At 44.4% G+C, this 22846-nt stretch carries 33 protein-coding genes, 2 tRNA genes and 3 pseudogenes; 22 read left to right on the plus strand and 16 right to left on the minus strand.

Annotated features, from left to right (window positions below; genetic code table 11):
* Positions 1-6: 6 nt before the first annotated feature.
* The gene (locus T433_RS0109600) at positions 7-504 is read right to left on the minus strand and encodes a GNAT family N-acetyltransferase (protein WP_044109639.1); all 498 of its coding nucleotides are present in this window, start codon (positions 502-504) and stop codon (positions 7-9) included.
* A gap of 180 nt (positions 505-684) precedes the next feature.
* Here T433_RS0109600 and T433_RS0109605 point away from each other — a divergent pair, with 180 nt between their 5' ends.
* Positions 685-1080, plus strand: a complete 396-nt coding sequence (locus tag T433_RS0109605) for a rhodanese-like domain-containing protein (RefSeq protein WP_027455652.1) — start codon at positions 685-687, stop codon at positions 1078-1080.
* Between the two features lie 165 nt (positions 1081-1245).
* Here T433_RS0109605 and T433_RS0109610 read toward each other — a convergent pair whose 3' ends face one another.
* Complete coding sequence (locus T433_RS0109610) at positions 1246-1563, minus strand: heavy metal-binding domain-containing protein (RefSeq protein WP_027449832.1); 318 nt, start codon at positions 1561-1563, stop codon at positions 1246-1248.
* A 117-nt stretch (positions 1564-1680) separates the two neighbouring features.
* Here T433_RS0109610 and T433_RS16520 point away from each other — a divergent pair, with 117 nt between their 5' ends.
* From T433_RS16520 to T433_RS0109660, 10 genes are all read left to right on the plus strand, one after another.
* Positions 1681-1833, plus strand: coding sequence for a hypothetical protein (locus T433_RS16520; RefSeq protein ID WP_155808458.1), 153 nt, complete (start codon positions 1681-1683; stop codon positions 1831-1833).
* A gap of 19 nt (positions 1834-1852) precedes the next feature.
* The gene (locus tag T433_RS0109620; RefSeq protein WP_027449831.1) at positions 1853-2782 is read left to right on the plus strand and encodes a DMT family transporter; all 930 of its coding nucleotides are present in this window, start codon (positions 1853-1855) and stop codon (positions 2780-2782) included.
* A gap of 72 nt (positions 2783-2854) precedes the next feature.
* Positions 2855-4117, plus strand: a complete 1263-nt coding sequence (locus T433_RS0109625) for a DUF1015 domain-containing protein (protein WP_027455653.1) — start codon at positions 2855-2857, stop codon at positions 4115-4117.
* 27 nt (positions 4118-4144) lie between these two features.
* On the plus strand, positions 4145-4729 hold the full coding sequence (locus T433_RS0109630; protein ID WP_027455654.1) for a YigZ family protein: 585 nt from the start codon (positions 4145-4147) through the stop codon (positions 4727-4729).
* 13 nt (positions 4730-4742) lie between these two features.
* Complete coding sequence (locus tag T433_RS0109635; RefSeq protein ID WP_027455655.1) at positions 4743-5255, plus strand: NUDIX hydrolase; 513 nt, start codon at positions 4743-4745, stop codon at positions 5253-5255.
* A gap of 70 nt (positions 5256-5325) precedes the next feature.
* Positions 5326-5399: transfer RNA gene (locus T433_RS0109640), tRNA-Arg, on the plus strand.
* Positions 5400-5433: 34 nt separating this feature from the next.
* Positions 5434-5507: transfer RNA gene (locus T433_RS0109645), tRNA-Arg, on the plus strand.
* A gap of 94 nt (positions 5508-5601) precedes the next feature.
* Positions 5602-5943, plus strand: a complete 342-nt coding sequence (locus T433_RS0109650; RefSeq protein ID WP_027455656.1) for a type II toxin-antitoxin system RelE/ParE family toxin — start codon at positions 5602-5604, stop codon at positions 5941-5943.
* Positions 5915-6220, plus strand: coding sequence for a helix-turn-helix domain-containing protein (locus T433_RS0109655; protein WP_027455657.1), 306 nt, complete (start codon positions 5915-5917; stop codon positions 6218-6220). Before T433_RS0109650 ends, T433_RS0109655 begins: the two co-directional genes overlap by 29 nt.
* A gap of 23 nt (positions 6221-6243) precedes the next feature.
* A complete protein-coding gene (locus tag T433_RS0109660; protein WP_162164193.1) occupies positions 6244-8256 on the plus strand; it encodes a two-component regulator propeller domain-containing protein in 2013 nt (670 codons plus the stop codon).
* 599 nt (positions 8257-8855) lie between these two features.
* Here T433_RS0109660 and T433_RS16525 read toward each other — a convergent pair.
* On the minus strand, positions 8856-9125 hold the full coding sequence (locus T433_RS16525; protein ID WP_155808460.1) for a hypothetical protein: 270 nt from the start codon (positions 9123-9125) through the stop codon (positions 8856-8858).
* A gap of 144 nt (positions 9126-9269) precedes the next feature.
* Between T433_RS16525 and T433_RS0109675 the strand changes: the two genes are divergently transcribed.
* Positions 9270-9893, plus strand: coding sequence for a hypothetical protein (locus T433_RS0109675; RefSeq protein ID WP_155808461.1), 624 nt, complete (start codon positions 9270-9272; stop codon positions 9891-9893).
* 4 nt (positions 9894-9897) lie between these two features.
* Positions 9898-11073, plus strand: a complete 1176-nt coding sequence (locus T433_RS15110; RefSeq protein WP_081778441.1) for an agmatine deiminase family protein — start codon at positions 9898-9900, stop codon at positions 11071-11073.
* 148 nt (positions 11074-11221) lie between these two features.
* Here T433_RS15110 and T433_RS16755 read toward each other — a convergent pair whose 3' ends face one another.
* On the minus strand, positions 11222-12070 hold the full coding sequence (locus tag T433_RS16755; RefSeq protein WP_211249749.1) for a hypothetical protein: 849 nt from the start codon (positions 12068-12070) through the stop codon (positions 11222-11224).
* Positions 12071-12123: 53 nt separating this feature from the next.
* Between T433_RS16755 and T433_RS0109690 the strand changes: the two genes are divergently transcribed.
* Positions 12124-12645 carry a hypothetical protein gene (locus T433_RS0109690; RefSeq protein WP_155808462.1) on the plus strand — a complete coding sequence of 174 codons (522 nt, stop codon included), beginning with the start codon at positions 12124-12126 and terminating at the stop codon, positions 12643-12645.
* Positions 12646-12872: 227 nt separating this feature from the next.
* Here T433_RS0109690 and T433_RS15120 read toward each other — a convergent pair whose 3' ends face one another.
* Positions 12873-13121, minus strand: a complete 249-nt coding sequence (locus T433_RS15120; RefSeq protein ID WP_044109641.1) for a hypothetical protein — start codon at positions 13119-13121, stop codon at positions 12873-12875.
* Positions 13122-13249: 128 nt separating this feature from the next.
* Positions 13250-14323, minus strand: a complete 1074-nt coding sequence (locus tag T433_RS0109705; RefSeq protein WP_027455662.1) for an MBL fold metallo-hydrolase — start codon at positions 14321-14323, stop codon at positions 13250-13252.
* 189 nt (positions 14324-14512) lie between these two features.
* On the opposite strand from T433_RS0109705, the gene T433_RS0109710 reads away from it, so the two are divergent.
* Positions 14513-15415 carry a helix-turn-helix domain-containing protein gene (locus T433_RS0109710; protein WP_027455663.1) on the plus strand — a complete coding sequence of 301 codons (903 nt, stop codon included), beginning with the start codon at positions 14513-14515 and terminating at the stop codon, positions 15413-15415.
* Between the two features lie 321 nt (positions 15416-15736).
* On the opposite strand, the gene T433_RS0109715 is transcribed toward T433_RS0109710, so the two are convergent.
* The 6 genes and pseudogenes from T433_RS0109715 to T433_RS16925 all read right to left on the minus strand — a co-directional run bounded on the left by T433_RS0109715 (position 15737) and on the right by T433_RS16925 (position 17367).
* Positions 15737-15973: a hypothetical protein gene (locus T433_RS0109715; RefSeq protein ID WP_027455664.1), complete on the minus strand. Its 237-nt coding sequence runs from the start codon at positions 15971-15973 to the stop codon at positions 15737-15739.
* 26 nt (positions 15974-15999) lie between these two features.
* Positions 16000-16143: pseudogene (locus tag T433_RS17035) on the minus strand (DapH/DapD/GlmU-related protein); the annotation flags it as partial.
* Positions 16144-16203: 60 nt separating this feature from the next.
* Positions 16204-16512 (minus strand): annotated as a pseudogene (locus T433_RS17040) (LbetaH domain-containing protein); the annotation flags it as partial.
* A 3-nt stretch (positions 16513-16515) separates the two neighbouring features.
* A complete protein-coding gene (locus tag T433_RS0109725; protein WP_027449821.1) occupies positions 16516-16854 on the minus strand; it encodes a hypothetical protein in 339 nt (112 codons plus the stop codon).
* The gene (locus T433_RS0109730; RefSeq protein ID WP_044109644.1) at positions 16851-17231 is read right to left on the minus strand and encodes a ferritin family protein; all 381 of its coding nucleotides are present in this window, start codon (positions 17229-17231) and stop codon (positions 16851-16853) included. Before T433_RS0109730 ends, T433_RS0109725 begins: the two co-directional genes overlap by 4 nt.
* A 7-nt stretch (positions 17232-17238) precedes the next feature.
* Entirely contained in the window at positions 17239-17367 is a 129-nt protein-coding gene (locus tag T433_RS16925; RefSeq protein WP_262499090.1) for a hypothetical protein, read from the minus strand.
* 111 nt (positions 17368-17478) lie between these two features.
* On the opposite strand from T433_RS16925, the gene T433_RS0109735 reads away from it, so the two are divergent.
* From T433_RS0109735 to T433_RS0109755, 5 genes are all read left to right on the plus strand, one after another.
* Positions 17479-17742, plus strand: coding sequence for a GlsB/YeaQ/YmgE family stress response membrane protein (locus tag T433_RS0109735; RefSeq protein ID WP_027449819.1), 264 nt, complete (start codon positions 17479-17481; stop codon positions 17740-17742).
* Positions 17743-17747: 5 nt separating this feature from the next.
* Positions 17748-17978, plus strand: a complete 231-nt coding sequence (locus T433_RS0109740; protein WP_027449818.1) for a CBS domain-containing protein — start codon at positions 17748-17750, stop codon at positions 17976-17978.
* A 1-nt stretch (position 17979) separates the two neighbouring features.
* Positions 17980-18681, plus strand: coding sequence for a CPBP family intramembrane glutamic endopeptidase (locus T433_RS15130; RefSeq protein ID WP_052357074.1), 702 nt, complete (start codon positions 17980-17982; stop codon positions 18679-18681).
* Between the two features lie 36 nt (positions 18682-18717).
* Positions 18718-19266, plus strand: a complete 549-nt coding sequence (locus T433_RS0109750) for an exonuclease domain-containing protein (protein ID WP_044109646.1) — start codon at positions 18718-18720, stop codon at positions 19264-19266.
* Positions 19267-19496: 230 nt separating this feature from the next.
* Positions 19497-19889, plus strand: a complete 393-nt coding sequence (locus T433_RS0109755; protein ID WP_237823997.1) for an Hsp20/alpha crystallin family protein — start codon at positions 19497-19499, stop codon at positions 19887-19889.
* 123 nt (positions 19890-20012) lie between these two features.
* On the opposite strand, the pseudogene T433_RS17045 reads toward T433_RS0109755, so the two are convergent.
* The 3 genes and pseudogenes from T433_RS17045 to T433_RS0109775 form a co-directional block, all read right to left on the minus strand.
* Positions 20013-20201 (minus strand): annotated as a pseudogene (locus T433_RS17045) (antirestriction protein ArdA); the annotation flags it as partial.
* 410 nt (positions 20202-20611) lie between these two features.
* On the minus strand, positions 20612-20920 hold the full coding sequence (locus T433_RS15135) for a hypothetical protein (protein ID WP_044109648.1): 309 nt from the start codon (positions 20918-20920) through the stop codon (positions 20612-20614).
* A 4-nt stretch (positions 20921-20924) separates the two neighbouring features.
* The gene (locus T433_RS0109775) at positions 20925-21269 is read right to left on the minus strand and encodes a winged helix-turn-helix transcriptional regulator (protein ID WP_027455668.1); all 345 of its coding nucleotides are present in this window, start codon (positions 21267-21269) and stop codon (positions 20925-20927) included.
* A 219-nt stretch (positions 21270-21488) separates the two neighbouring features.
* Between T433_RS0109775 and T433_RS0109780 the strand changes: the two genes are divergently transcribed.
* Positions 21489-21944: a cupin domain-containing protein gene (locus tag T433_RS0109780; RefSeq protein WP_027449814.1), complete on the plus strand. Its 456-nt coding sequence runs from the start codon at positions 21489-21491 to the stop codon at positions 21942-21944.
* Positions 21938-22414 (plus strand): pyridoxamine 5'-phosphate oxidase family protein, encoded by a 477-nt coding sequence (locus T433_RS15140; RefSeq protein WP_044109650.1) that lies wholly within the window; start codon positions 21938-21940, stop codon positions 22412-22414. The genes T433_RS0109780 and T433_RS15140 overlap by 7 nt, the downstream gene beginning before the upstream one ends.
* Positions 22415-22505: 91 nt before the next feature.
* Here the strand turns inward: T433_RS15140 and T433_RS0109790 are convergent, their stop codons facing one another.
* Complete coding sequence (locus tag T433_RS0109790) at positions 22506-22844, minus strand: hypothetical protein (protein WP_027455669.1); 339 nt, start codon at positions 22842-22844, stop codon at positions 22506-22508.
* Positions 22845-22846 lie beyond the last annotated feature (2 nt).

Raw genomic sequence — 22846 nt, forward strand, 5'->3', positions numbered from 1 at the left:
ACTGAATTATGGTAATATGCGTTGATAAGCCAACCGCTCATCGCCCGACAGCAGGTAGATTATACCACAATAGTCAAAGCCATACTTGAGCAGGTTGTGCTGCATAATATGATTGTCCCGATGGGTATCCACACGGATATTCTTGTCACGCTTCAGACAGAAGTCCATCACGCTGGCAAAGATGCCGTGAACTTCGGGTCTGCTGGCGATGCGGTGGATCACATGATAGGGCTGCACATCGTCGAGCCATGCGCCATTATATATTTTTAGATAGGTAGGATCGGGCGATGACAAGAAGGCAAAATAGCCCACCACTTGCCCCTCGTCCTCAACAACAAAAGCGCCATGCAGCTGCATATCCTGAGAGATTACGGCCTCAGAAGGATATCCATCACTCCACTGATGCATATTGCCCGACTGCCTCATGATACCCTTTGCGGCAGCCATCACTTGCATAATCTCTGGTATATCGGTCGGTTTAGCTTCTCTGATTATCCTTTCCATATCTTGGGTGCATACGCGAATCGCGTCGTCGTACGGTTTGCAAAGGTACTAATAATCTGCGACATTGACACATCTGCTTCTGCCAATTAACTTTTATTAGAGGCACACAGCGCCAATAAAAAGAAGAAAAGCAGTAACTTTGCAGCCGAAAACATCATCTGGGAATAAAAGAAACAACAAATGAAAAAAATTATTGCATGTTTGCTGGCTATGCTGGGACTTAACACTGCATGGGGACAGCAATTATTCGATGACACTGACGCAGAGGGGTTTGCCCAACTGATAGCCGACTCAACCGTAGTGGTTCTTGACGTAAGAACTGACAACGAATACGCAGAAGGACACATAAAAGGGGCCATCAACATAGACTTTAAGAAAAAAGACTTCATCGCGAAAGCAAAAGCGGCCCTACCCACCGACAAGACTATTGCCATCTATTGTCGCAGTGGCAGACGCTCTGCAGGTGCAGCAAACTTGCTGGCAAACGAGGGTTACAAGCTGGTAAACCTAAAGGGCGGCATCATCGCATGGACTGAAGCCCATAAGCCTATCGTCATCCCGACCGACGAGAAGTAAGCCTCATCCACAGAAATCGCTCAGAACAATCATTACCACAAACGAGCGGTAAAAAGACAGAAAAAGAACGCAACGCATTCCTGCAATTGCCGAAGTCCCCGAGGTGGAAAGCGTCAAAAACGACGAACACCACCACGGAGACATCCTATCTGGTCTGATTTAATTTTATATAACTACGGCAGTTCCACTGGTGGCAACCATCAGCATAGAACCATTGGCACCCACTGTCTCATAGTCAATATCAACACCAACGATGGCATTGGCACCAAGAACCTCGGCACGTTGCATCATCTCACGAATTGAGGTATCCTTGGCCTCGGCCAACACCTTCTCGTAGCTACCGGCTCGACCGCCTACTATATCACGGATGCCAGCAAAGAAGTCCTTGAACATATTGGCGCCAATAATTGTTTCACCTGTCACAATGCCTTTGTACTCACGAATGGTGTGACCTTCGATTTGCGGAGTGGTTGATAGTATCATAATCGTATGTTTTTAGATTGTTTACATCTATTAGACGTATAATTAATCCAAATTATTGCATTCAATTGCCAAATATTAACTATCTTTGCGTAAAAATTGGAGAAGTAGTATAATTTTATGGGATACATGAACCGCTTCAAGCAGTCGGACGAAGGACGTCGCGACGAGCTTATTCGCATCATTGAGCACTCTGTAGAGCAACTGACTTTGGCAGAGCTGGAAGCTCTATACTATGACATGACCACCAAATCGTTTATCAACGATAAGTAATGGTGGATAGGGTGCTAATATGAAACCATCTATCTTTCAGCGCCCAGTATGGGCAGCCTTTCTGGCTTTCATCGCTGCTTTCCTGTGGGGATGGGCTTATCCACTCATCAAGTTGGGCTTTGAGGAACTGCAGATCACGCCCGATATGACAGGCAGCAAGATGCTGTTTGCCGGCATTCGTTTTTCTATTTCTGGAGCCATCATCCTGTTGGTAGCCAAGATGACTAACAGGTCGTTTCGCCTGAAAGAGATCACCATGGGACATCGGGCCAGCACACACCTATTCCTACTGGTATTCGCGCTACTCAACACTACCCTCCACTATGCTGCTTTCTATATCGGTTTGTCCCACAGTCAAGGCAGTCGTGCAGCCATTCTCAATTCGCTAAGTGTCTTCACCCTCGTGCTGTTGGCGTGCGCATTTTTCAAAAGCGACAAACTGAACCTACAGAAGGTGATGGGCTGCACTATTGGTTTCAGCGGTATCCTTTCACTGAACCTTGGAGGCGAAGCCAGTGGGTCGTTCACACTGCTGGGCGACGGTATGATTATCCTCAATGCCCTTTGCAGTGCCTTTGCTGCCCTGATGACCAGAGGCGTGGCCAAGCGCATCGATGTGTTTGTAGGCACTGGCTTGAGTCTGGGCATTGGCGGAGCCTTGTTGGTGATACCAGGACTGCTGATGGGTGGCACACTGCCCCACACTACCCTGCTGGGACTGCTCTACTTACTGATGCTCATTGGCATATCTACCATTGGATTCACACTCTACAACAAGCTGCTGACGTGCAATCCCGTGGGCAAGATTGCCATTTGGAACTCGCTGATACCCGTGGTTGGCGCCGTCACATCGTGCCTTTGCCTCAACGAGGAATTCAAATGGAAATATGCGGTTGCAGCTACCCTGACCACAATAGGAATCTATTTGATAAACAAAGGAAAGAAATGAGTGTTTTCTTGGCATTTTCGTTTTTTATGCTTACCTTTGCACTCCACATAACCAAACTTCAAAATTAAACCTATGGCAACAGTTAAACCATTTCGTGGCATCCGTCCACCTAAAGAACTTGTAGAGCAAGTAGAAAGCCGCCCCTACGACGTACTGGATTCTGAAGAAGCACGCGCCGAGGCTGGCGACAACGAGAAGAGCCTCTACCATATCATCAAACCCGAGATTGACTTCCCCGCAGGTACCAGCGAGTACGATCCAAAAGTCTATGAAAAGGCTGCCGAGAACTTCCAAAAGTTCCAGGACAAAGGATGGCTGGTACAAGATGAACAGGAACATTATTATATTTATGCGCAAACCATGAATCCTGATTCTGCTAACAGCAAGACGCAGTACGGACTGGTGGTGTGCGCTCATACCGACGACTACATGGCTGGTCGCATCAAGAAGCACGAGCTGACTAGACGCGACAAAGAGGAAGACCGCATGAAGCACGTTCGCGTGAACAATGCCAACATCGAGCCTGTGTTCTTTGCATATCCCGACAATGCTGTGCTCAACGAGCTGATCATGCGCTATGCTGCCACCAAACCAGAATACGACTTCGTGGCTCCTATCGATGGTTTCCGCCATCAGTTCTGGGTGATTAGCGACAAGAAGGATATGCAGACCATCACCGACGAGTTTGCCAAGATGCCTTCTATGTATATTGCCGACGGTCACCATCGTTCAGCTGCAGCTGCCCTGGTTGGACAGGAGAAGCAGAAGCAGAACCCCAACCATCGTGGCGACGAGGAGTACAACTTCTTTATGGCTGTATGCTTCCAGGCTTCGCAGCTCACCATCCTTGACTACAACCGTGTGGTAAAGGATCTCAATGGTCTCACCAGCGAGCAGTTCCTCGCTGCGCTCCAGAAGAACTTTATCGTAGAAGACAAAGGCACAGACATCTACAAGCCCGCAGAAATCCATGAGTTCTCTCTCTATCTGGACGAACATTGGTACAGCCTGAAAGCTAAGGAGGGTACCTACGACAACAACGACCCCATCGGCGTGCTCGACGTAGATATCTCGAGCCGACTGATTCTCGACGAGATTTTGAACATTGGCGACCTACGCTCTTCACAGCGTATCGACTTTGTAGGTGGTCTGCGCGGACTGGGCGAACTGAAACGTCGCGTGGACTCTGGCGAGATGCGTGCAGCATTGGCCCTCTACCCCGTTTCTATGAAACAGATCATGGACATCGCCGACTCTGGCAAGATTATGCCTCCCAAGGCTACATGGTTCGAACCTAAGTTGCGCTCGGGTCTGGTCATCCACAAACTTTCTTAAGTTACTCTTAGATTGTCCTGTATTTCTATGACAGACGAATTCAAGACAATAAAAAATACGAGCGAGGGATTTTACTCTGAAAAGCGGAGCAAATTCCTCGCTTTTGCACATCACGTAGAATCTGTCGATGATGTCAAGGAACTAGTTGCACAATATCGCAAGAAATACTACGATGCTCGCCACGTCTGCTACGCCTACATGTTGGGCGCTGCCAGAGAGGTGTTTCGCGCCAACGACGACGGAGAGCCATCAAGCACTGCCGGAAAGCCTATCCTAGGACAGATAAACTCCAACGACTTGACCGACATCCTGATTGTGGTGGTCCGCTACTACGGTGGCGTCAATCTAGGCACCAGCGGACTCATTATTGCCTATCGCGAGGCTGCTGCCGATGCGCTTGCCCATGCCGAAGTGGAGACGAAACAGGTGGAAGAAATCATCACCTACGACTTCCCCTACGTCATGATGAACGATGTGATGCGCATCGTCAAAGACATGCAGCCGCGCATCATCTCGCAGACCTACGAGAACACCTGCCAGATTAAATTGTCCATCCGACAATCTGAGGCCAAACAGTTGCGACAGCGTCTTGCAAAACTTAGCTTCTCATAAACAACAAGAATTTATGGATAACAGTAAAGAACTGTTCCCGCTGGTCGACGAGAACGGAACAGTAATAGGAAAAGCCACCCGTGGCGAGTGCCATAGTGGGACAAAAATGTTGCACCCCGTGGTGCATCTGCATGTGTTCAACTCCAAAGGTGAACTTTACCTGCAGAAAAGACCTGCCTGGAAAGATATTCAACCCAACAAATGGGATACTGCCGTCGGAGGACATATAGACTACGGTGAGACACCAGAGCAGGCATTGAAGCGTGAAGTCAGCGAAGAACTGGGCATCAACGACTTTATTCCTAAGCGCATCGGACAGTATGTGTTCGAGAGCAGCCGAGAGCGCGAATTAGTATATGTGAACAGCACCACATACGATGGTCCCATCACCCCATCGGCATCCGAGCTAGATGGAGGACGTTTTTGGAGCATCGAAGAAATCGAGAAATCCATAGGAAAAGGCGTCTTAACCCCCAATTTCGAGAGCGAATTTACCCGTTTTCTAAAAAAAATAGCACTTTTTTGAAAAAAGTTCGGCAAAACATTTGGTAATGCCAAAAAAAGTGCTTACCTTTGCACCCGCAAATAAGGAACAGGGTTCCGTAGCTCAACTGAATAGAGCATCTGACTACGGATCAGAAGGTTGTGGGTTTGAATCCCGCCGGAATCACTTCTTTAGTTTTGCAGTAGTTCAATGGAACGTTGGTTCCGTAGCTCAACTGAATAGAGCATCTGACTACGGATCAGAAGGTTGTGGGTTTGAATCCCGCCGGAATCACAAAGAGAGGTATTTTAATACCTCTCTTTTTTTATTATTAAAAAATTATCATAAAAAGTTGTAGGATACGACAACTTTTTGTATCTTTGCACCCATGAAGCGTAAGATACTTACATATGGTGGCTATTTTGAGGCGTTCATGGCCACTCTGAAAGAGAAGGAGCAAGAGAAGGTCCAATATGGATTACTTCTCTTGAAAACTCAAGATAGGCTGTCGAAGAAGTTCGTTAAGCACATCAAAGACGGCGTCTATGAACTTCGCACGGAATATGGCGGTAATATCTACCGTGTATTTTTTATCTTCGATGATGGTCAGATAGTAGTACTGTTCAATGGCTTTCAAAAGAAAACCCAGAAAACGCCAGCAAATGAAATAGAAAAAGCAATAAAAATTAAGGAGGCATATTATGCAGACAAACAATCACAAAATCGTTGACTACGATCTCGTACTTGACGCCAAGTTTGGCAAGGAGGGTACACCTGAGCGTATTCAGGCAGAAGAAGCTGCTTATTCTTTCTATTCTGGTCAGATACTTCAGGATGCCAGAAAAGAGGCAAAGGTAACTCAGGAGGAGTTGGCGCGTCGTACTAACACTACAAAGTCGTACATCTCTAAGATTGAGAACGGAGTCATCGTTCCTAGTGTCGGAGTATTTTATCGAATTATCAATGCTCTTGGATTGAGGGTGGAAGTAGTGAAGCCCCTCTATTAATTCCCGCAATATCTCTCATGCCTATGTCACGTCTATCAAACATTATTGTAATCCTTTTCTTTGTCGCATTATCGGCGCATGCCCAGCTGACGGACTGGCGGAACATTTCGAGCAAGAACTTCGTGATGAAAATCATCCACGACCAGAACTTCCTTTATGTGGGCACAAAGGGTGGCATTGTGAAGATAGACAAGCAGAGTGGCGAGCAGACGGTGCTCAAACGTGCCGACGGAAGCATGACGGGTAATTCTATCACCGACATGGTGCTGCATGATGGCGAGTTGTGGGTTGGCACGGAGTACAACGGCTTGGCTAAGGTGACTGGCAACGACATAGAGAAATTCGATATGAAGAATGCCGGATTTCTGAGCAACCAACACTTATCTGGCTTCTATTTCAATACTGACGGAACTATGCTCGTTGGTGGCATAGCATATTTGTACGCCTTCGATGGAAAGAAGTGTACAGCCAGATATGATATCAACCCGCTTAGTCCTTACGCCTACGTCAAGAAGATTAGGACCGACAGGGACGGGCGTATATGGGTGGCGTGCTACGATGCATTGAACAGGTACAACCTCTGTGTATTCACGTCTAGTGATTTGGTGCCATACAGCATTCCATACGGGAAGGTAAATAACATTGAAACCGACAAAGACGGATACTTGTGGATAGCGACCAACAACGGGCTTGTCAAGTTCGATGGCAGCGATTTTACACACTTCATGCCCGACAATTCTGGTCTGTCTGAGACGAACATCACAGACTTGACGGCCGATGAGAATGGAAATCTGTGGATGTTTGGCGACCGCTTTATTACTAAGTATGATGGCACGAACTTTACGGCCTATCCCTATCAGCTGAATATTACAAACGATTACCTGTTGACCATCGACGCCGCCGACGGCAACAACGTCTATGTGGGCTCACGCTTCGAGGGCTTACTAAAACTCACAGACAATAGATTAACTGCTGTAGACCTCATTGACAATTTGTTATATGATAATTCGATGTCTTTGAGAAGCGGTTGTATTGACGCAGGCGGCAATTTCTACGTTGGCTCACTCTATGGCCTTCAGAAATACAATATAGATACGGACGATTATAGGTTTGAACCTATGTCGCAGACCGCACAGACCGAAACAGACCGTAATGGTAACGTATGGATACTCTGGCCTTGGTTCACTACCGACACCTGCCTCGTTGAACTAACCGAGACAGGAAATAAGGTCTACATGAGAACCGACTATCCCTTTAGCGAAGCCGATGCCGACCTCATCAAGTTCGACCGCAAAAATCGCCTCTGGATAGGCACAAACAAGGGCCTCTATATGCGTGACGGAGAGACGTGGACGGTCTACAACAAAAACAATTCCATCCTATCTAAGTCCGTTCTGAGCATGGCCTTCGATAGTAGCAATCGCCTATGGTGTGGCACTAGCGGCGGCGGACTGTTCTGCTTCGACGGCACTCAATGGAGCAACTACTCCACCTCCAACTCTTCTCTCCCGTCCGATTATGTGGGCTTGGTGACAATTGATAACAACAACGTCCTTTGGCTGAATTGTCGCGACCCTCGCTATCCCGACAAAATGATGTCAGAATATGGATTGGGACTGACCTGTTTCGACGGAAACACATGGACGACCTACAACCACAACAACTCGCCGCTGCCCAGCGACTGCTTTTGGGACGTGCAGGTGGATGCCGATAACCGCCTCTGGATAGCCACCGCTGGTGACGCCGGCCTCGTCTGCTACGACGAAACTTCATGGGTGACCTACGACACCGACAACTCTGGCATCGCCCTCAATGAGGTGACGAAAATCACCCTCGACCCAAAGCGTGACCTCATCTGGTTCACCCATTATCCAGGCCTAGGCCTCTCCGTCGCCCGTATGAACTGTAAGACATCGGGCATCCGTTCTATCTATTCCGCTAAACCCTCTGATATATTTTATGATCTATTAGGTCGGAGTCATAAGCAACCTACACATGGAGTGTTTGTTAGAAATGGGAAGAAAATTTTTAAGTGAATGTATTTAGCTCCAGATACAATTTTTTAGGTTCATAATTTGATGGTTTCAAAAATATTTTCTACCTTTGCATCGTTCAGTCCTGGTAGTCCCTGAAGCCATTCAAACTATCGGGTGTTTTTTTTGCCCATTTCCAAACTTCCCAAGTACATTTTTTTAGGTTCATAATTTGGTGGTAACAAAAATAATGCCTACCTTTGCAATGCAATCTAATCAATCAATCATTGAGAGGATTGGAGACAAAGAGATGTTTCGCTTCAACGTTAATATGAGTTAATTTTTGGTTTCATCAAGTGGTTGGCCTAAAAACCTGAAAATAGGGTTTTGATACACAGTCCAATTTGTATCAAAAATGCGACGTAACTTGCTGAAAATCAATATAGGGTCTAATTCCGCCGGAATCACAAAAAGCAAGGAATAGCGAGCAAAGTTTTACTTTAGCTCGTTATTTTTTTGCTTTTTGTAACTCTTGATAGCTCTAACGAGCTCCAACTCTTCATTAACAGTCATCTTGTTGTTCATAATTTATTCTTTAGTTTATTATTCCTGATTCTAAAACTGCTGGCAATTTATTCTCCTGGCAGTTTCTTCTTGACAAGTCATTTGAAGCCTTTCTGCTGGCTCATGATGAGCGTGATTCTGAGGAAACGGTGGCGAGGCAGAGTGGCCAGCACCTTCTGGCCGTTCAACTTCATGAGGCAGAGCGTCTTGGCCTCTGCTGCAGACAAGCCACGTGCAAATAGTCCATAGACCATGAGCAGCAGCATGTCCGATAGTTCAGCCCAACTGGTTGGTAATGTGATGTTGAATGTTTCTATGACGCAAAGGTATGGAAACAGTTCGTATGAGAAAAAGACAGCGAATAGCAAAATAAGTAAGAATTCGTCAAGGAATGCGAAAAAGTAATGCCAAAAGTGAAAATTTCCTTCCAAAAGTTTGGAAAAACAGAATCCTTTATTTACCTTTGCAAGGTTAGGTAAATAACTAATTATCAAATAATTATATAATAGTTTATGCAAAATATTAGTAATAATTTTATCGGATTATTGAATAAGATTCAAGAAAAGAAAAAGGGTGATAATATCCAGCAATATTTTGCTGAGGTGGCCGACTACCTCTTTAAGCATGTAGCTATTCAAGCAGGAGAAACGAAGTTTACTTTTGCTGAAATAGAATTCTATTATTATAAAGAGGGAGAATTTGAAGGCCCGTTATATAATTGTACCTATCCACGCACGCGAAAAGCGGGCAAGTTTTTCTGGCATTATAGCGGTATGGATATCTGCTTTGAAAGCAGTGAGAAAATGAAATACTTTGGTGGAATCCTAATTAGAAGCGTCAAAAGAGGAAGTGAAATCATCGCCGGGCCGATGCGCTGTTCAGATGAAATCATGAATAGCTGTGACGGAGAACTACCATATCTGGTGGATTGCGAAACAGCATGCGAGACTCCCGTTTCAACTATCCGATATGGGATTGAAGCAGATAAGAATCAAGACATGAAGTTTTGTTTCTATATTGAGCCCGAGACATGGAACAGGAAACGAGAAGGCGTATTAGTAGCTGATAAAGCAACTGGTCGATATAAGAACGTATCAAAAACAGACTACTATACAGCAGAACCCAAGAAAAGATAATAAAATGATGACAACCGATTTTCAGACCACCAAGGTGTATTTTTCATCTTGGCTTCCTACGACTTGCCCTAAACTTTGGGCGTCAATGCGTGGTGTGTTGCAGAAAGAAGGCATCAGCTATGCCCTTCTAAGAGATACTGCAGACATCTGGTGCAGAGATTATATGCCCATACAGACAAGTTCTAAGGAAATGGTGGTTTACAAGTATTCTCCTGACTACCTATCTTCTCCTAAGATGCAAAAGTATATCACAGATACGGAATTGATGAAGCTGCAGATTAAGGAAGAGTTTGGTGATGTAGATTTTAAGGAACTGGATTTGGTCATAGATGGTGGAAACGTCGTAAAATGTGACGATATGATTGTGATGACAGAGAAGGTCTTTAAAGAAAATCCCGATTGGCCAGAGTTTATGATCATCGACAAACTGGAGAATACCTTTGGCTGCGAAGTTCTTTTCCTTCCCTGGGACAGAACGGAAGAATATGGTCATAGTGATGGAATCATTCACTATGTGGGTAATAATCGCGTATTGTTAACCAATTATGACGACTTCTCTCCTGAATATTACAGAAATTTCAGAGAGAAACTGGAAAGAAAGTTTGAAGTAATACCGCTCTCTTATCCCATCAAGAATAAGAGTGAGCATAGTTGGGCGTATATTAACTACCTTCACGTAAGTAATCTGATTATGGTACCACATTTGGGAATCCCCGAAGATCAGTTGGCCATAGAGCAGATTCAGCGTGCTGTGCCAGAATCAATGCGAGTAGTCAGCATACCCGCGATGGAAGCTGTCAGTAATGGCGGTGCGCTGAACTGCGTTTCATGGAATATCGACGATAATATTTCTAAGCATCAAGCTCCAATTATTGAGATGATATCACCATTACAAAGAGGCGCATTTTGTGCTACTGTTATTTTCAAAGTACTGCAGCAGCGCCTTGATTTCCCTCTTTCAGAAGATATGTGGGAAGACATCAACGAGGCATTCAGTATCTATTGGGATGTAGAGATTGGCATGGGCAATTTGTTTGATATTGATAGTATGTTCATATCTATCAAACATCAGCTCATGAGAAGAGGCAGGCTGTTTCCAGATGAAAGACTATGGCGTGTTGTAAACGAGATTTATGACTTTATTAGTCAAATACCCGGTGTTGTTTTGCCGGCTGACTAATATGAATAGAGCGACAGCCCTCACAGACTGTCGCTCGCATCAACATTAATGTTATTCGGTGTATCTAGAAACCTAGCAAACTCAATGATGTCGTTCCAAACGATAAGTCACCAAAGCCTGCGCGTTTTCTAGCAAATAGATGCGTTTCTCAACGCTTTTTCATTGTACTTTCCCATTCTTGATGGAGTCTGTTCCATTTCTCGCTGTGGGCACCCAGAGCACCTATTTGGCGCGGGTGTGCCAATGGTAAAACATTGATGGCATGACCATCGATGGTGGCAGTAGTTGCTTTGCCATAACCATACAGTTCAACGTATTCCTGGAGTGATTTATATGGAACGTCTACCACAGAGTTTAAGAACTGCGCGATAGGTATATCACCAAGCAGTACCAGAAGTTTTGCTTGTGACTCTTTCAGTTCTTGAAGAATCTCTTCGCATCGCTTTGCATCACAGAATACAGTTGGGCGCTCAGGGATGGTCACTTCATTCAATCCATACTTTTCAATCAGCGGATTATAACGTTCGGTGATAACCTTGACTTGACCAGAGTTCAGTCGTGTTTCTGGAAGAAGGTCGCAAAGCCATGCATCTTTCCTTGTGTACCCTAGAGTACCAAGGATATGCTCGTCGAGGACTTTTGCGGATGGGCCATTGAGATGACTGCCTGCAGGTTCCAATGTGCCAACCTCCTTGGGAATGGAAATCTTACTGATGATTTCCTTTGCTTCCTCGATGTTGCCATCCCAGAAAATGCGTGGCTCACTTGCTACGGCAAGAGCTGTACAAACAGTTTTTCCGTCTTTCTTCCAGCGAGCATGAACGGCACTAGCGTAAACACCAAGAACGAAAACTTTTTTAGGGGACTTGTCCAACTGTACAAGTTGATTAACTTCTTGACCAAAGGGATATTTATATCTCATAAGCACAATATTTTGTTGCAAATATACAAAAAAATGAGTAAGAAAAGAAAAAATCAAATAATTTTGTAGAATCAAATATTATATATATCTTTGCAGAAGAAATTTTTAATCTAATAAGGAAAATGAATATGAAAAAATATCTATTAGCATTTATTTTAGTATTAGCGGGACTGTCAAGTAATGCTCAAATATATAAAAGCATCCAATACTATGATAAGTTTGATGATGAAATAAAGTTAGAACATCGTAAGACTTTAATATCGAAAACAGATTCTTCAACTTTCGTCATTGAAGAGAAAGGAAAGAAACCTGTTGAATACTACATTCTTAACTCTGTGGCCGATGGAACACGAGGTTCAAAAGATGAACCTGTCAATTTGGTCGCCAGTGTTTATGGCTATGAAGAGTCATGGTGTGTTGTACGAAGTGATATGTTAAACGATTATCTTGAGGCAGCTCGAGCTTATAGTCTTGATTCCTCAAAAGAGAAAATGGACAAGCTCATGCATTTTTGGCTTTATATCGTTCATAGGACTATTACAACTCAATATACCGGAACTTATCTTGATGAACTATTTTGGATTCAAGATGATCTGAGTGATGGAAAACTTGGAAAAGATATAAATAGGATAATTTATTTGAAACAATAATGAAAAGTCTTCTGCCTAAAACCAATAAGCAGAAGATTTTTTTGTGTTCTCGAAGATTTTTGGGGTAAAGAGTTCGGCGACTGGGGACGAATGCCAGGCGGGGAATACGTCTTTGTGCTCACGGATGATGGTGACCAAGTCGTAGTAGCATTGATTGTTTACTTGGATGTCAGAGAGTAGCAGGAGTTCGTAGGACTGCAGGGAGTGGATGATTTCAGTAATCTCTCTCATGCCTCGCCTCCTTCCTCTTTAGCGTCGATTTCAGATTTGAATTCTGCGAACTTGGTGTGGATGTAAATACTCACACCGAAAATGGAGCCAGCATAAATCAGACACTGCGCGAAGAACAGCAGCACAAAGTCAGATATTTCGCCTGTGGGCGGTACGACGAAGCCTGCGGTGGCCAGTGCAACACCAGCTAAGAGCATGGCGATGGCTGAATAGATTTGGACGTCGGTCCTTGTTTCTTTGGTCATGTTGTGTTGGTTTAAAAGTTGATGGTGCAAAGGTATTGTTGCTTTTGTATTTACTAAAAGACAATTATCTGCGATACAAAAAAAGCCGGCACGATGTGCCAGCTTTGGAATTTATATGTTGTGTCGGACTAATTGATGTAGAGAACAGAGCCTATTTCCAGAACAGAAAGTTTGCTCCCTGTTTTTTGAGCAGCTTTCTTTTCATTCTGTAGTGGTTCATCCCACGGGTGATTTGAAAGACAGAACTTCCCATGATGTACGGTGACGTACTGAAGAGCACCAAGGTCATCCATGACATTTGGAAGTTGTTCTGGTAATGTGTGGATCTGCGCCCAGGTTTTATCATATTGTCCGTTTTCCAATATCGCAAGATTCATCTTTGGGAAACGTTGTCCAATCTTTTTAAAATGAGGCGCATAGCCACTGTCTCCCCCCACAAAGATATGTTTACCATCAGGAGACTCTATAACGAATGACCCCCAAAGAGCCTGATTGCCTTTTAGCGCACGGCCAGAAAAATGGCGTGCTGGCATCTGGTGAAAGGTGAATCCGTCAGTGAAAGACTTGTGTTCATACCAGTCCAAGTCTGTGATATGTTCCTTTGGAAATCCCCAATACTCAAAGTGTTCTCCCACACCTAGGGGAACAACGACTTCTGCCACACGACTGCGGAGAGCCATTTGGGTATCATAGTCAAGATGGTCCCAATGATCATGTGATATCAGCATGTAGTCGATATCGGGCATATCCTCTGGCTTGTAGATATCGCTACCTTCGTATGGTTTATTAAACCAAGGTAACGGTGAAGCCGAAACGAGAACAGGATCAACGAGGATGCGTTTACCGCTCAGTTGCAGCAAATAAGAAGAATGGCCGAACCATATCATCCAGTCAACGTCCTTGGGCAGACTATTGATGTCGGTCTTAACAGATTTCACGGGCTTTTCCGGCCTCGTTCGAGGATGGCTGCCAAAGAGGTAGTCAAGGATGACGGCAACACCGTTTCCTGTCATCATCTTAGTTGGTACTTCGTTTTGCCATTCACCATTCTTATAGTGAGCAGACTTTTTGATGCGTTCTAAACGTTCGCCAGTTGGCAGTTTACCAAACTGTGGGCGGTTGAGAAACACCACGGCAAAAAAACTGATTGTAACTATTATGCCTAATACAATGTATAATACACTCATTTTCTTAATTTTCATTTTTTCTTTTTTATCGCTCAAATGTCTAATACGGCTGCAAAGATACGAAGAAATTAGCGGCAAGTGATGTTTAATATCACCTTTTTTGATTCACATTTTTCCGTATAGCGACATTTTGGACACAAAAACAGGATTGAAAGACATTAAGATATGAAAATTTTGTATAATTTTGCATGCAAAAGAGGAATTATGAGACATCAAGAGGAACTGACGATTCAGTCGCTGACCCAAAACGAAGACCTGAAGGTAGGCTATTCTGATAATGACATCGTGATTGTAGATAGCATTCAGACTTATACAGAAGAATGCCGTGCCCATATGACCATGAACTCTATTCTGCTCTGTACCAATGGCAGAATGAACGCAAAGATGAACGGTATGGAACTAGAGCTCAGCAGACATCAGTTGGCTGTCATTCCAGAGAATGTCATGATGACCGAAGTGATGGTGAGTCCAGATTTCAATATGAAGGCGATTTTTCTCACCAATGATATTCTCCAGTCATTCCTGCATGAGAAAATGAAAGTGTGGAATGATATGCTATATGTTCATAAGTCGCATATTATCACTATCGACGAAGAACGAGAAAAGATGTTCGGTCATTTTTACGATCTCTTACTTCATCATCTGAAGCATTATCAAGAGAATCCATACATGTTAGATGTCGTTCATTCGCTTATACGCTCGGAAATTCTCGCTCTTTGCGGCATGATGAAGCAGACGCTGCCAGCTGGCACAAAGAGTCATATCATCAAATCAGCGAATGGACATTTCCAGCAGTTCCTTGACCTGATACATTCAAGTAATGTGAAATATCGGTCTGTTGAAGACTATGCAGCAGAACTGTGTATCACACCCAAATACCTGTCAGCTATCTGTAAACGACAGTCAGGTAAAACAGCCAGTGAATGGATACGTGAGCAAGTGATAGCTGATATAAGATACCGTCTTCTACAGACAGATATGAGTATCAAGGAAATAAGTAACGTGATGAATTTCCCTAATCCATCTTTCTTTGGAAGATATGTGAAACTATATTTGGGTGTGACTCCTCAACAATACAGGAATAACAAAATTCTAAAGATGGATTAATCCCAAATCTTCATCATCTCGGCAACGACTGTAAATGATAACGTTAAACTATACCAAAAAATAATTCAAAAGTTAGTGCTGCAAAGATACAAAAAGTTTGTTATACATCACTTATTGCTGATATATTTTTTGTTTCGTTAGGATCAGACGGTACCTGTGCCTCCTACTCTGTGATGTAGCGCTAACAAATTTGCTATTATGAGTCACCTTAATTATTACGTAAAACTCTGCTCTACGTGATAATCCTTTCGATTTATATAGCGGTATCCTTTTCAGTTATTATCTACATGTTTGAGTCGCCTTGATATTGCATGATTGCTCCTATAAGTAGAAGGAGAATTTCGAGCCCTTACTGCCAATGCCTTCATGGTCAGCGAAGAGGGGGAACTGGCAACAGAGGTCGCTGGCCTGTTCGTCATCCAGTGCAATGGAAAGCTCTAGCTCGATGGCCATGCGTTGGTCGTTATATCTGAGGTCCCAGATACACACTCCGAGAACGGCGTTCACTACCGTCCTTATCTCGTCCTGCGTGCGCCAGATGGAGTCGAAGTCAGTCATGACTGTTTGATATCCTTTTTGAATACGGCAGGGTTGCCTGCCACCAATGTTCGTGCCGCTACATCCTTAGTTACCACAGAACCTGCAGCTATAACGGCACCATCGCCAATTGTTACTCCTGGTAAGATGGTGGAATGACCACCAATCCAAACATCGTTTCCTATGGTAATAGGGCTACCATAAACATCAAGAACGCGACCTTCCGGCTCCAGTCGGTGTCCTGCGGTAAAGATACCAACATCTGGGCCTATCAGACAGTTGTCTCCAATACGTATTTCCGCCAGGTCAAGCATTGTACAATTATAGTCGGCATGGAAGTTATCACCCACATGAATATTCTGTCCGAAATCACAATGGAAATTATCGCCCACAAAGGGAGCGCTTCCTACAGATCCAAATAGCTCACGAATGAGTGTTTCTTTATCTTTGAAGTCCGCCAGTGTCATGCTGTTCATCTGTTTGACTGTTGCCGAAGCCTTTGCCATTATCATCTGCACCTCCGGGCTTATGTCTGTGCGACTATACCATTTCTTTTCCATACTTTATCTGATAATTTTTGCTTTCTGAAGGTTATCGAAGTCGTCCCAGAAGTTCTCCTGTTCGGGAGTGGTGAAACCATCGTTCTCTATTTCCTTCAAGATGGCATCCAGCAACTGTGCTTTGGAGATGTTCAGGCTTGGGGCTACGTCGATGGGGTAAGTGAGGATGTCACCCAACGAGCCTACGTGGCAGTTCGTAACGGCAATGTCACCGTTTGCAACGTTTACCTGAATATGGCGGGTTGTGCCATATTCGGGTATCGTGTTACAGAGCTTCTGGTATAGTGGATTGTCGCTATACTGTTCAGAATCTACAGAGTTGATGAGTTCGCGGAGTGTCATAGCAGCCCTGATACGATATCACCATGACGATGCTCGTCATTCTTTACGCTTTCAACCTCGGGGAAGTCGGCAATCAGATGCTCATAGGCTACGGCTGCGTCGTATTCCCCTTTAGCGATGATTTTGTATAGTTGCTTCTTGCCCAACAGATAATAGAGTATGGGCATGATGCGGGCCATCGTCTTCTTTGGTTTCAATACCTGCTTTGTATAGGCATGGAACACGCTTGCGTGCCTGCCTTCTTCCTTTGCTAACTGCAGGAACGCCTCACGTTCCTTATCCGTCTTGACCACCTTAGCCAGACGCTGATACATCAGTACGGCATTAAGTTCGCCCTGCTGACTACGTAGTAATTCTTTTAATTGTTCTTGTGTCATTATTCTGTTATAACTCTAATTTCCAACCATTATCCCCGTGATAGATCATCTGGCGTGTCATTCCACCGTCGATGCAGCGGCCTATGCCCTGAGCACCTCCAGCCACAACGACTACCTTATTCGTGAAATATCCCATTGTATTTTATCCTCTAAATACTAAAGTATTGTAATTATCGCGACAAAGATACAAAATTATAGGGAATTTTGACTAACTTTGCAATAGCATTTAAGAAGAATTGTGATAGATATGTTAGAACACATCGCAGATTTTACGGCTTGGCCGATATTGACGGGAATATGTATTGGCTATGTTGCCAACCGCATTATGAGCGGTGAGGGCAAGGGATGCTGCATGAACTTCGTTGTAGGCATCGTAGGCAGTTATGCAGGTACTTTCATCAGTCATTTGCTGAACATCGAACTGTTTGGCAAGGGTTATCTTTCCAACTTTGTGTTCTGTGTGGCAGGGGCCGTAACTGTATTGTGGATTTGGAAGAAACTGTTTGATTGAGTATGCTGACGATTGATACAACCAACATGTGCTCACATCTGCAGAAGAAACTGTTTGAAGATGATGGCATCTATCATCCTCTGTGGATGGCCATGCAGGATGATGCAGAGCTGACAGCTGTAGTCCGCTCCCGACAGCTTCATATCTACCGCAATGGTAAGAAGGTGCTTGTGCTGGCAGGGAAGGCTACTCCAAAGATTATCAGAGAAGATAAACTCTGCGAAATGGCATTATAATATGGACTTTATCTTGAAACAAAACTTAAGTTATAAGAACATTCATATTGGCGCAATAGCTACTTTTTATATAATAGCCTTATTGGTGCGCTTGATATCATTGCATGTTGCCGACAAATGTCCTGCAATTGAAACGAACTATGCATTTCAAGTTTCTGCAGCGCTTGTCACGGGGCTTGGTCCCGCCCTTGGAGCATTGGTGGCTATGTTCCTTTTCAAACGTAAAACGGAATATACCCTCATAGGCAAGTCTGCCTGGAAATCCATTACGACTATAGTTATACCATGCATTGTTTTTGGCATTATTGGCGGATGGAACCTCGGCGTGACATGTTTTTGGGCATTTGCTTATGGGCTTTTGGAAGAATATGGTTGGCGAGGATTTTTGCAATATGAACTCAGGAATTTGCCTGTGTGGCAGTATGTACTGATCATCACGGTGATGTGGTTCCTGTGGCATCTGAATTTGAATCAGCGAAGTGTCTTGACATTCTTCCCACTTCTACTCTTCGCTTCATGGGGAATAGGAAAGGTGGCAACTGATACTCATTCGCTGCTTTTCTGTGCAGCTTTTCATGGCATCGTCAACTTCTCGAAACACGGGTTGCTTTCCGATACCCCCTATTTCGTAGCATTCATCGGCATCATAGCATTTTGGATTATTACATGGTATTTTGTTAATATTTCCCCTAAACAGCACTGATTCTATTAGCTCAAATAGCCCTTATATATTTCATCTATGCTTAGAGACTTCATCGCAATCGACTTTGAAACGGCCAATCAGGAGCCGTCGAGTGTCTGCTCAGTAGGAGTAATCATGGTGCGTGAAGGGCAGATAGTTGACTCGTTCTACAGTCTGATTCAGCCTGAGCCAAACTACTATAATTATTGGTGTCAGCGGGTGCATGGTATTTCACAAGACGACACAGACGATGCGCCAGTATTTTCCAAAGTATGGCAGCAGTTGGAGGAGCGTATTGTCGAAGTATATTATTCTGATCAAGAAATTGACGACATAAGATACCAGATTGCCACCATTCCTTTCGTGGCTCACAATGCCCGCTTCGATGAAGGTTGTCTGAAGGCTGTGTTCAAGATGTACCAGATGGACTATCCTGATTATCGTTTCTACGATACTCTGACTGCTTCCCGTAGACAATTTGGCCAATCACTGCCCAATCACCAGCTTCAAACCGTAGCATCTGCCTGTGGTTATGACCTACAGAACCATCACCATGCCTTGGCCGATGCAGAAGCCTGTGCCGCAATAGCATTATATCTATTGTAAAACACCAATGTTTAAAGGAGTTTAAGGAATTGTCAGCATAGTTTATCGTAGTTTAAAATTTGTGCCATACAGACCCGTTCCGAGTGCCAATCTGTCAATCGGCACGAAAGTTGTACTATGTCTGGTGAAAGCTAGAGCGAAAGCCGAGGCGATCAAGAACAAATAAGTTAAACTAAAAGTATAATTAGGAGGTATTGATTATGTTACCAGTAATGTTTCAGAACAGTTGGATGCCAACAGTATTTGAGGATTTCTTTAACAATGATTGGATGCCTCGTGCCAACAGTACAGCACCCGCAGTCAATGTCAAGGAGAACGACAAGAGTTACATCATGGAACTTGCTGCTCCAGGCATCAAGAAAGAATATTGCCGCGTAGGCATCAATGACGAGGGCAACCTCACCATCGCCATTGAGAACAAACAGGAACACAAGCATGAGGACAGTCACCGTCACTACTTGCGCCGTGAGTTCAGCTATTCTAACTACGAGCAGAACTACACACTGCCAGACGATGTGGTCCGCGACAAGATTTCTGCCAAGGTAGAGGACGGCATTCTGACCATCACGATGCCAAAGTCCGAACCGAAAGAGAAGGTTACCAAGGCCATTGATGTCTCGTAAACAGTTCATCTTGCTAAATAGTAAAACCCTGACTTGCTTTGCAGGCCAGGGCCTTTTGTATGTATATGTGAAGTAATAATCATCGATGAAGAGATCACGCGCATAAGCCTCGTAATCGAAGTACGAAGCCAGATGGCCCATCATATCATCCAGATTGTAGCACTCATCAATGATATGCTCAGCGAAATCCTTTTCAGATTCCCATTTACCCATGTAGCGCTCCTTGAAGCTTTCTATGCTTTCATTGCCGAAAGCATCTGAGAACGCTTCGAAGGCTTCCCTGTCATCATCATCCAAATCAGCAAACTCCATGATTTTATCAGATCTTTCTTCATCGATACCACTTTCTGAATATGTAAATAGTAATTGAAAAGTATACCATCATAATAATCGAAAAGGGTACCACGTAGACTAGAGTTTTACGTTATATATATGGTAGCTCGGAAGAGCGCTGTAATTGTTGTGTGGCTGAAGGTGCACCAATGAATAAGGGAGATTTCTTCAAGGAAGATTGAAACTAATAGAATAAGAAACGGCGGCCCACACGACCTGCCGTTTCTTACATTAGCTCCAACTCGATAGCCATGCGTCGGTCGTTATACCTGAGGTCCCAGATACATTCTTGCGTCCCTTCGGTAGCAAGCGGCGAAGCCGAGCGCACCCAGAGAACGGCGTTCACTACCGTTCGGATTTCGTCCTGTGAGCGCCAGATTGCGTCGTAGTCAGTCATAATATTCTATTTTCAGCAGCTCACTCACATTGAGATCGTCATGAAAACCATCGTCGTACTTGTAGACGATACGAAGGCCGCGATACGTCGATGGCACCTTCAGCGTATCCAACAGGTGCCACTTAGGACGTCCGAAGTCGTACGACTCTCTATCTAGGATAATGCGGTTTGATACAAAGTCGAAAGCGTAGTAGCCACCACCAATGCATTGGTCGCCTGGCTTCAGTAGGTGCTTGTGCTGGTCAACCATTCCCAGACGGAAAACGCCGTCCATTGTGATGATGAATTTGGGTAGTAGCATACTTTTAATCTGTTACCACTTCATTGAAATGTTCCTTGCCCCAAGCTATCAGAGCCGTAAGTGCTGGCATCAGCGATTTGCCAGTCTCTGTCAAGGAATACTCCACTCGAGGTGGAACCTCCGGATAGACCTTACGATGAACGAGATGGCTCTGCTCCAGATTCTTCAGCGTCTGCGAAAGCATCTTCTGAGAGCAGTCCGACATCAGACGACGGATCTCGTTAAAGCGCAATACACCAGTCTCGCTGGTGTGAAGCATGTAGAGCACCAGCATGGACCACTTGTCGCCGAAACGACTCACTACTTGCCTGATAGGACAGGCTAAATACTCAGCTTTGATATCTGCCATAATTCATGATTTTAATGCAAAAGTAACCAATAGTTACTGAATTACCAAATTACACTTAGTTAATCTAAGTTAACGCTACATTCACGGGAGTCCGATAACATCCTAATTCCTACTTTTTGGTAACTATGGTACCAAAAAGTGCCTTCTTGTGGAAGTGAAATTCTTGTCATACCTTTGCACTCGAAATCGAATAAATAACATTTTAAACGAATAAAAATTATGAAACAGATTGAGACAATTAAGAGTGGTAAGAATTACAGCGCAGTAAGTGTAGGTAAGATGAGTGAGATTATCGAGCACGTGCTTCCGATGGGCCCCAATGTAACCATTCAAGGTAAGGTGTTCGCAGGTCAGGCCGTAGGTGCTACAGGCAGCGAACTGAGTTTCCAGACACTCGTTCCTGGTCAGGACAGCGGTTTCCTGCACACCCACAAGACTCACGAGGAACTTTACATTATCCTGAAGGGCGAAGGCCAGTATCAGGTGGATGGTGAGATTTTCCCTGTCAGCGAGGGTACCATTATACGTGTGGCTCCCGATGGTAAGCGTGCGCTGAAGAACACAGGTAGCGAGAACCTGACTATGCTCTGCATCCAGTACAAGGCCAATGCCTTCACTGAGGCTGACAGCCCCATGACCGATGGAACTATCCTGCAGGAAGAACTGAAATGGTAATTGAGATGTTCGACAAAGCTATTCAGTTTCTGAAAGACCACAAAGAGATTGCCCTTGCAACCAGCGAGGGCAATCTGCCAAAGTTACGCATCTTTCAAATTATGAAGCAGGAAGGGCATGTGCTTTACTTTGCCACTTCTGCCAAGAAAGCCGTTTGGCACGAGTTACGCCAGAATACCAATGTTGAAATACTGGCCTATGAAGGTAATATCTCTGTTCGGTGTTCAGGGATGGTGAACTTTAATGTGGATGATGATGTAGAGCGGTGGATCTACGAGCATAACGATGTGCTTTCACGACTCTATACGAGCTATGACCAGATGGAATACTTTTGTCTGCCAATAGCAGAGATGGACTATTATGATTTGTCTCCAACACCACCGGTATTTCAGCATTTTGACCTCATTGCAGGCGAAGTTTGCGATTCAGCGAGAGAATTGCCAAACATGTTTGAGCAATCCCGAGCGTAAGCAAACTCGACCGAAGGTCAAGTTGGACAAGGCTTCGTTGGTGAAAGATTCCAGAAAAAATGATTAGCTTAAGGCTATGGGGTCATGAAAATTATCTGATAATCTTTGCTTTCTGAAGATCGTCGAAGCCATTCCAAAAGTCCTGCTGTTCTGGAGCGCTGAAACCGTCTGCTGATAGTTCCTTTAGGATAGCGTCTAGCAGTTGTGTCTTGGAGACGTTCAGGTTCGGGTCAACATCGATACTATAGGTGAGGATGTCGCCCAAAGAACCGACGTGAACACCCGAAACGATGATGTTCCCATCGGCCTCGGCCACCTGAATATGACGATTTGTGCCATATTCGGGCTTGGTCTGGCTGAGCTGCATGAATAGCGGGGAGTCGTTATATTGCTCAGTATTGGCGGATTGAAGTAAATCTTTTAGCGACATTA

The organism is Xylanibacter brevis ATCC 19188, assembly GCF_000621725.1.
Lineage (GTDB): Bacteria > Bacteroidota > Bacteroidia > Bacteroidales > Bacteroidaceae > Prevotella > Prevotella brevis.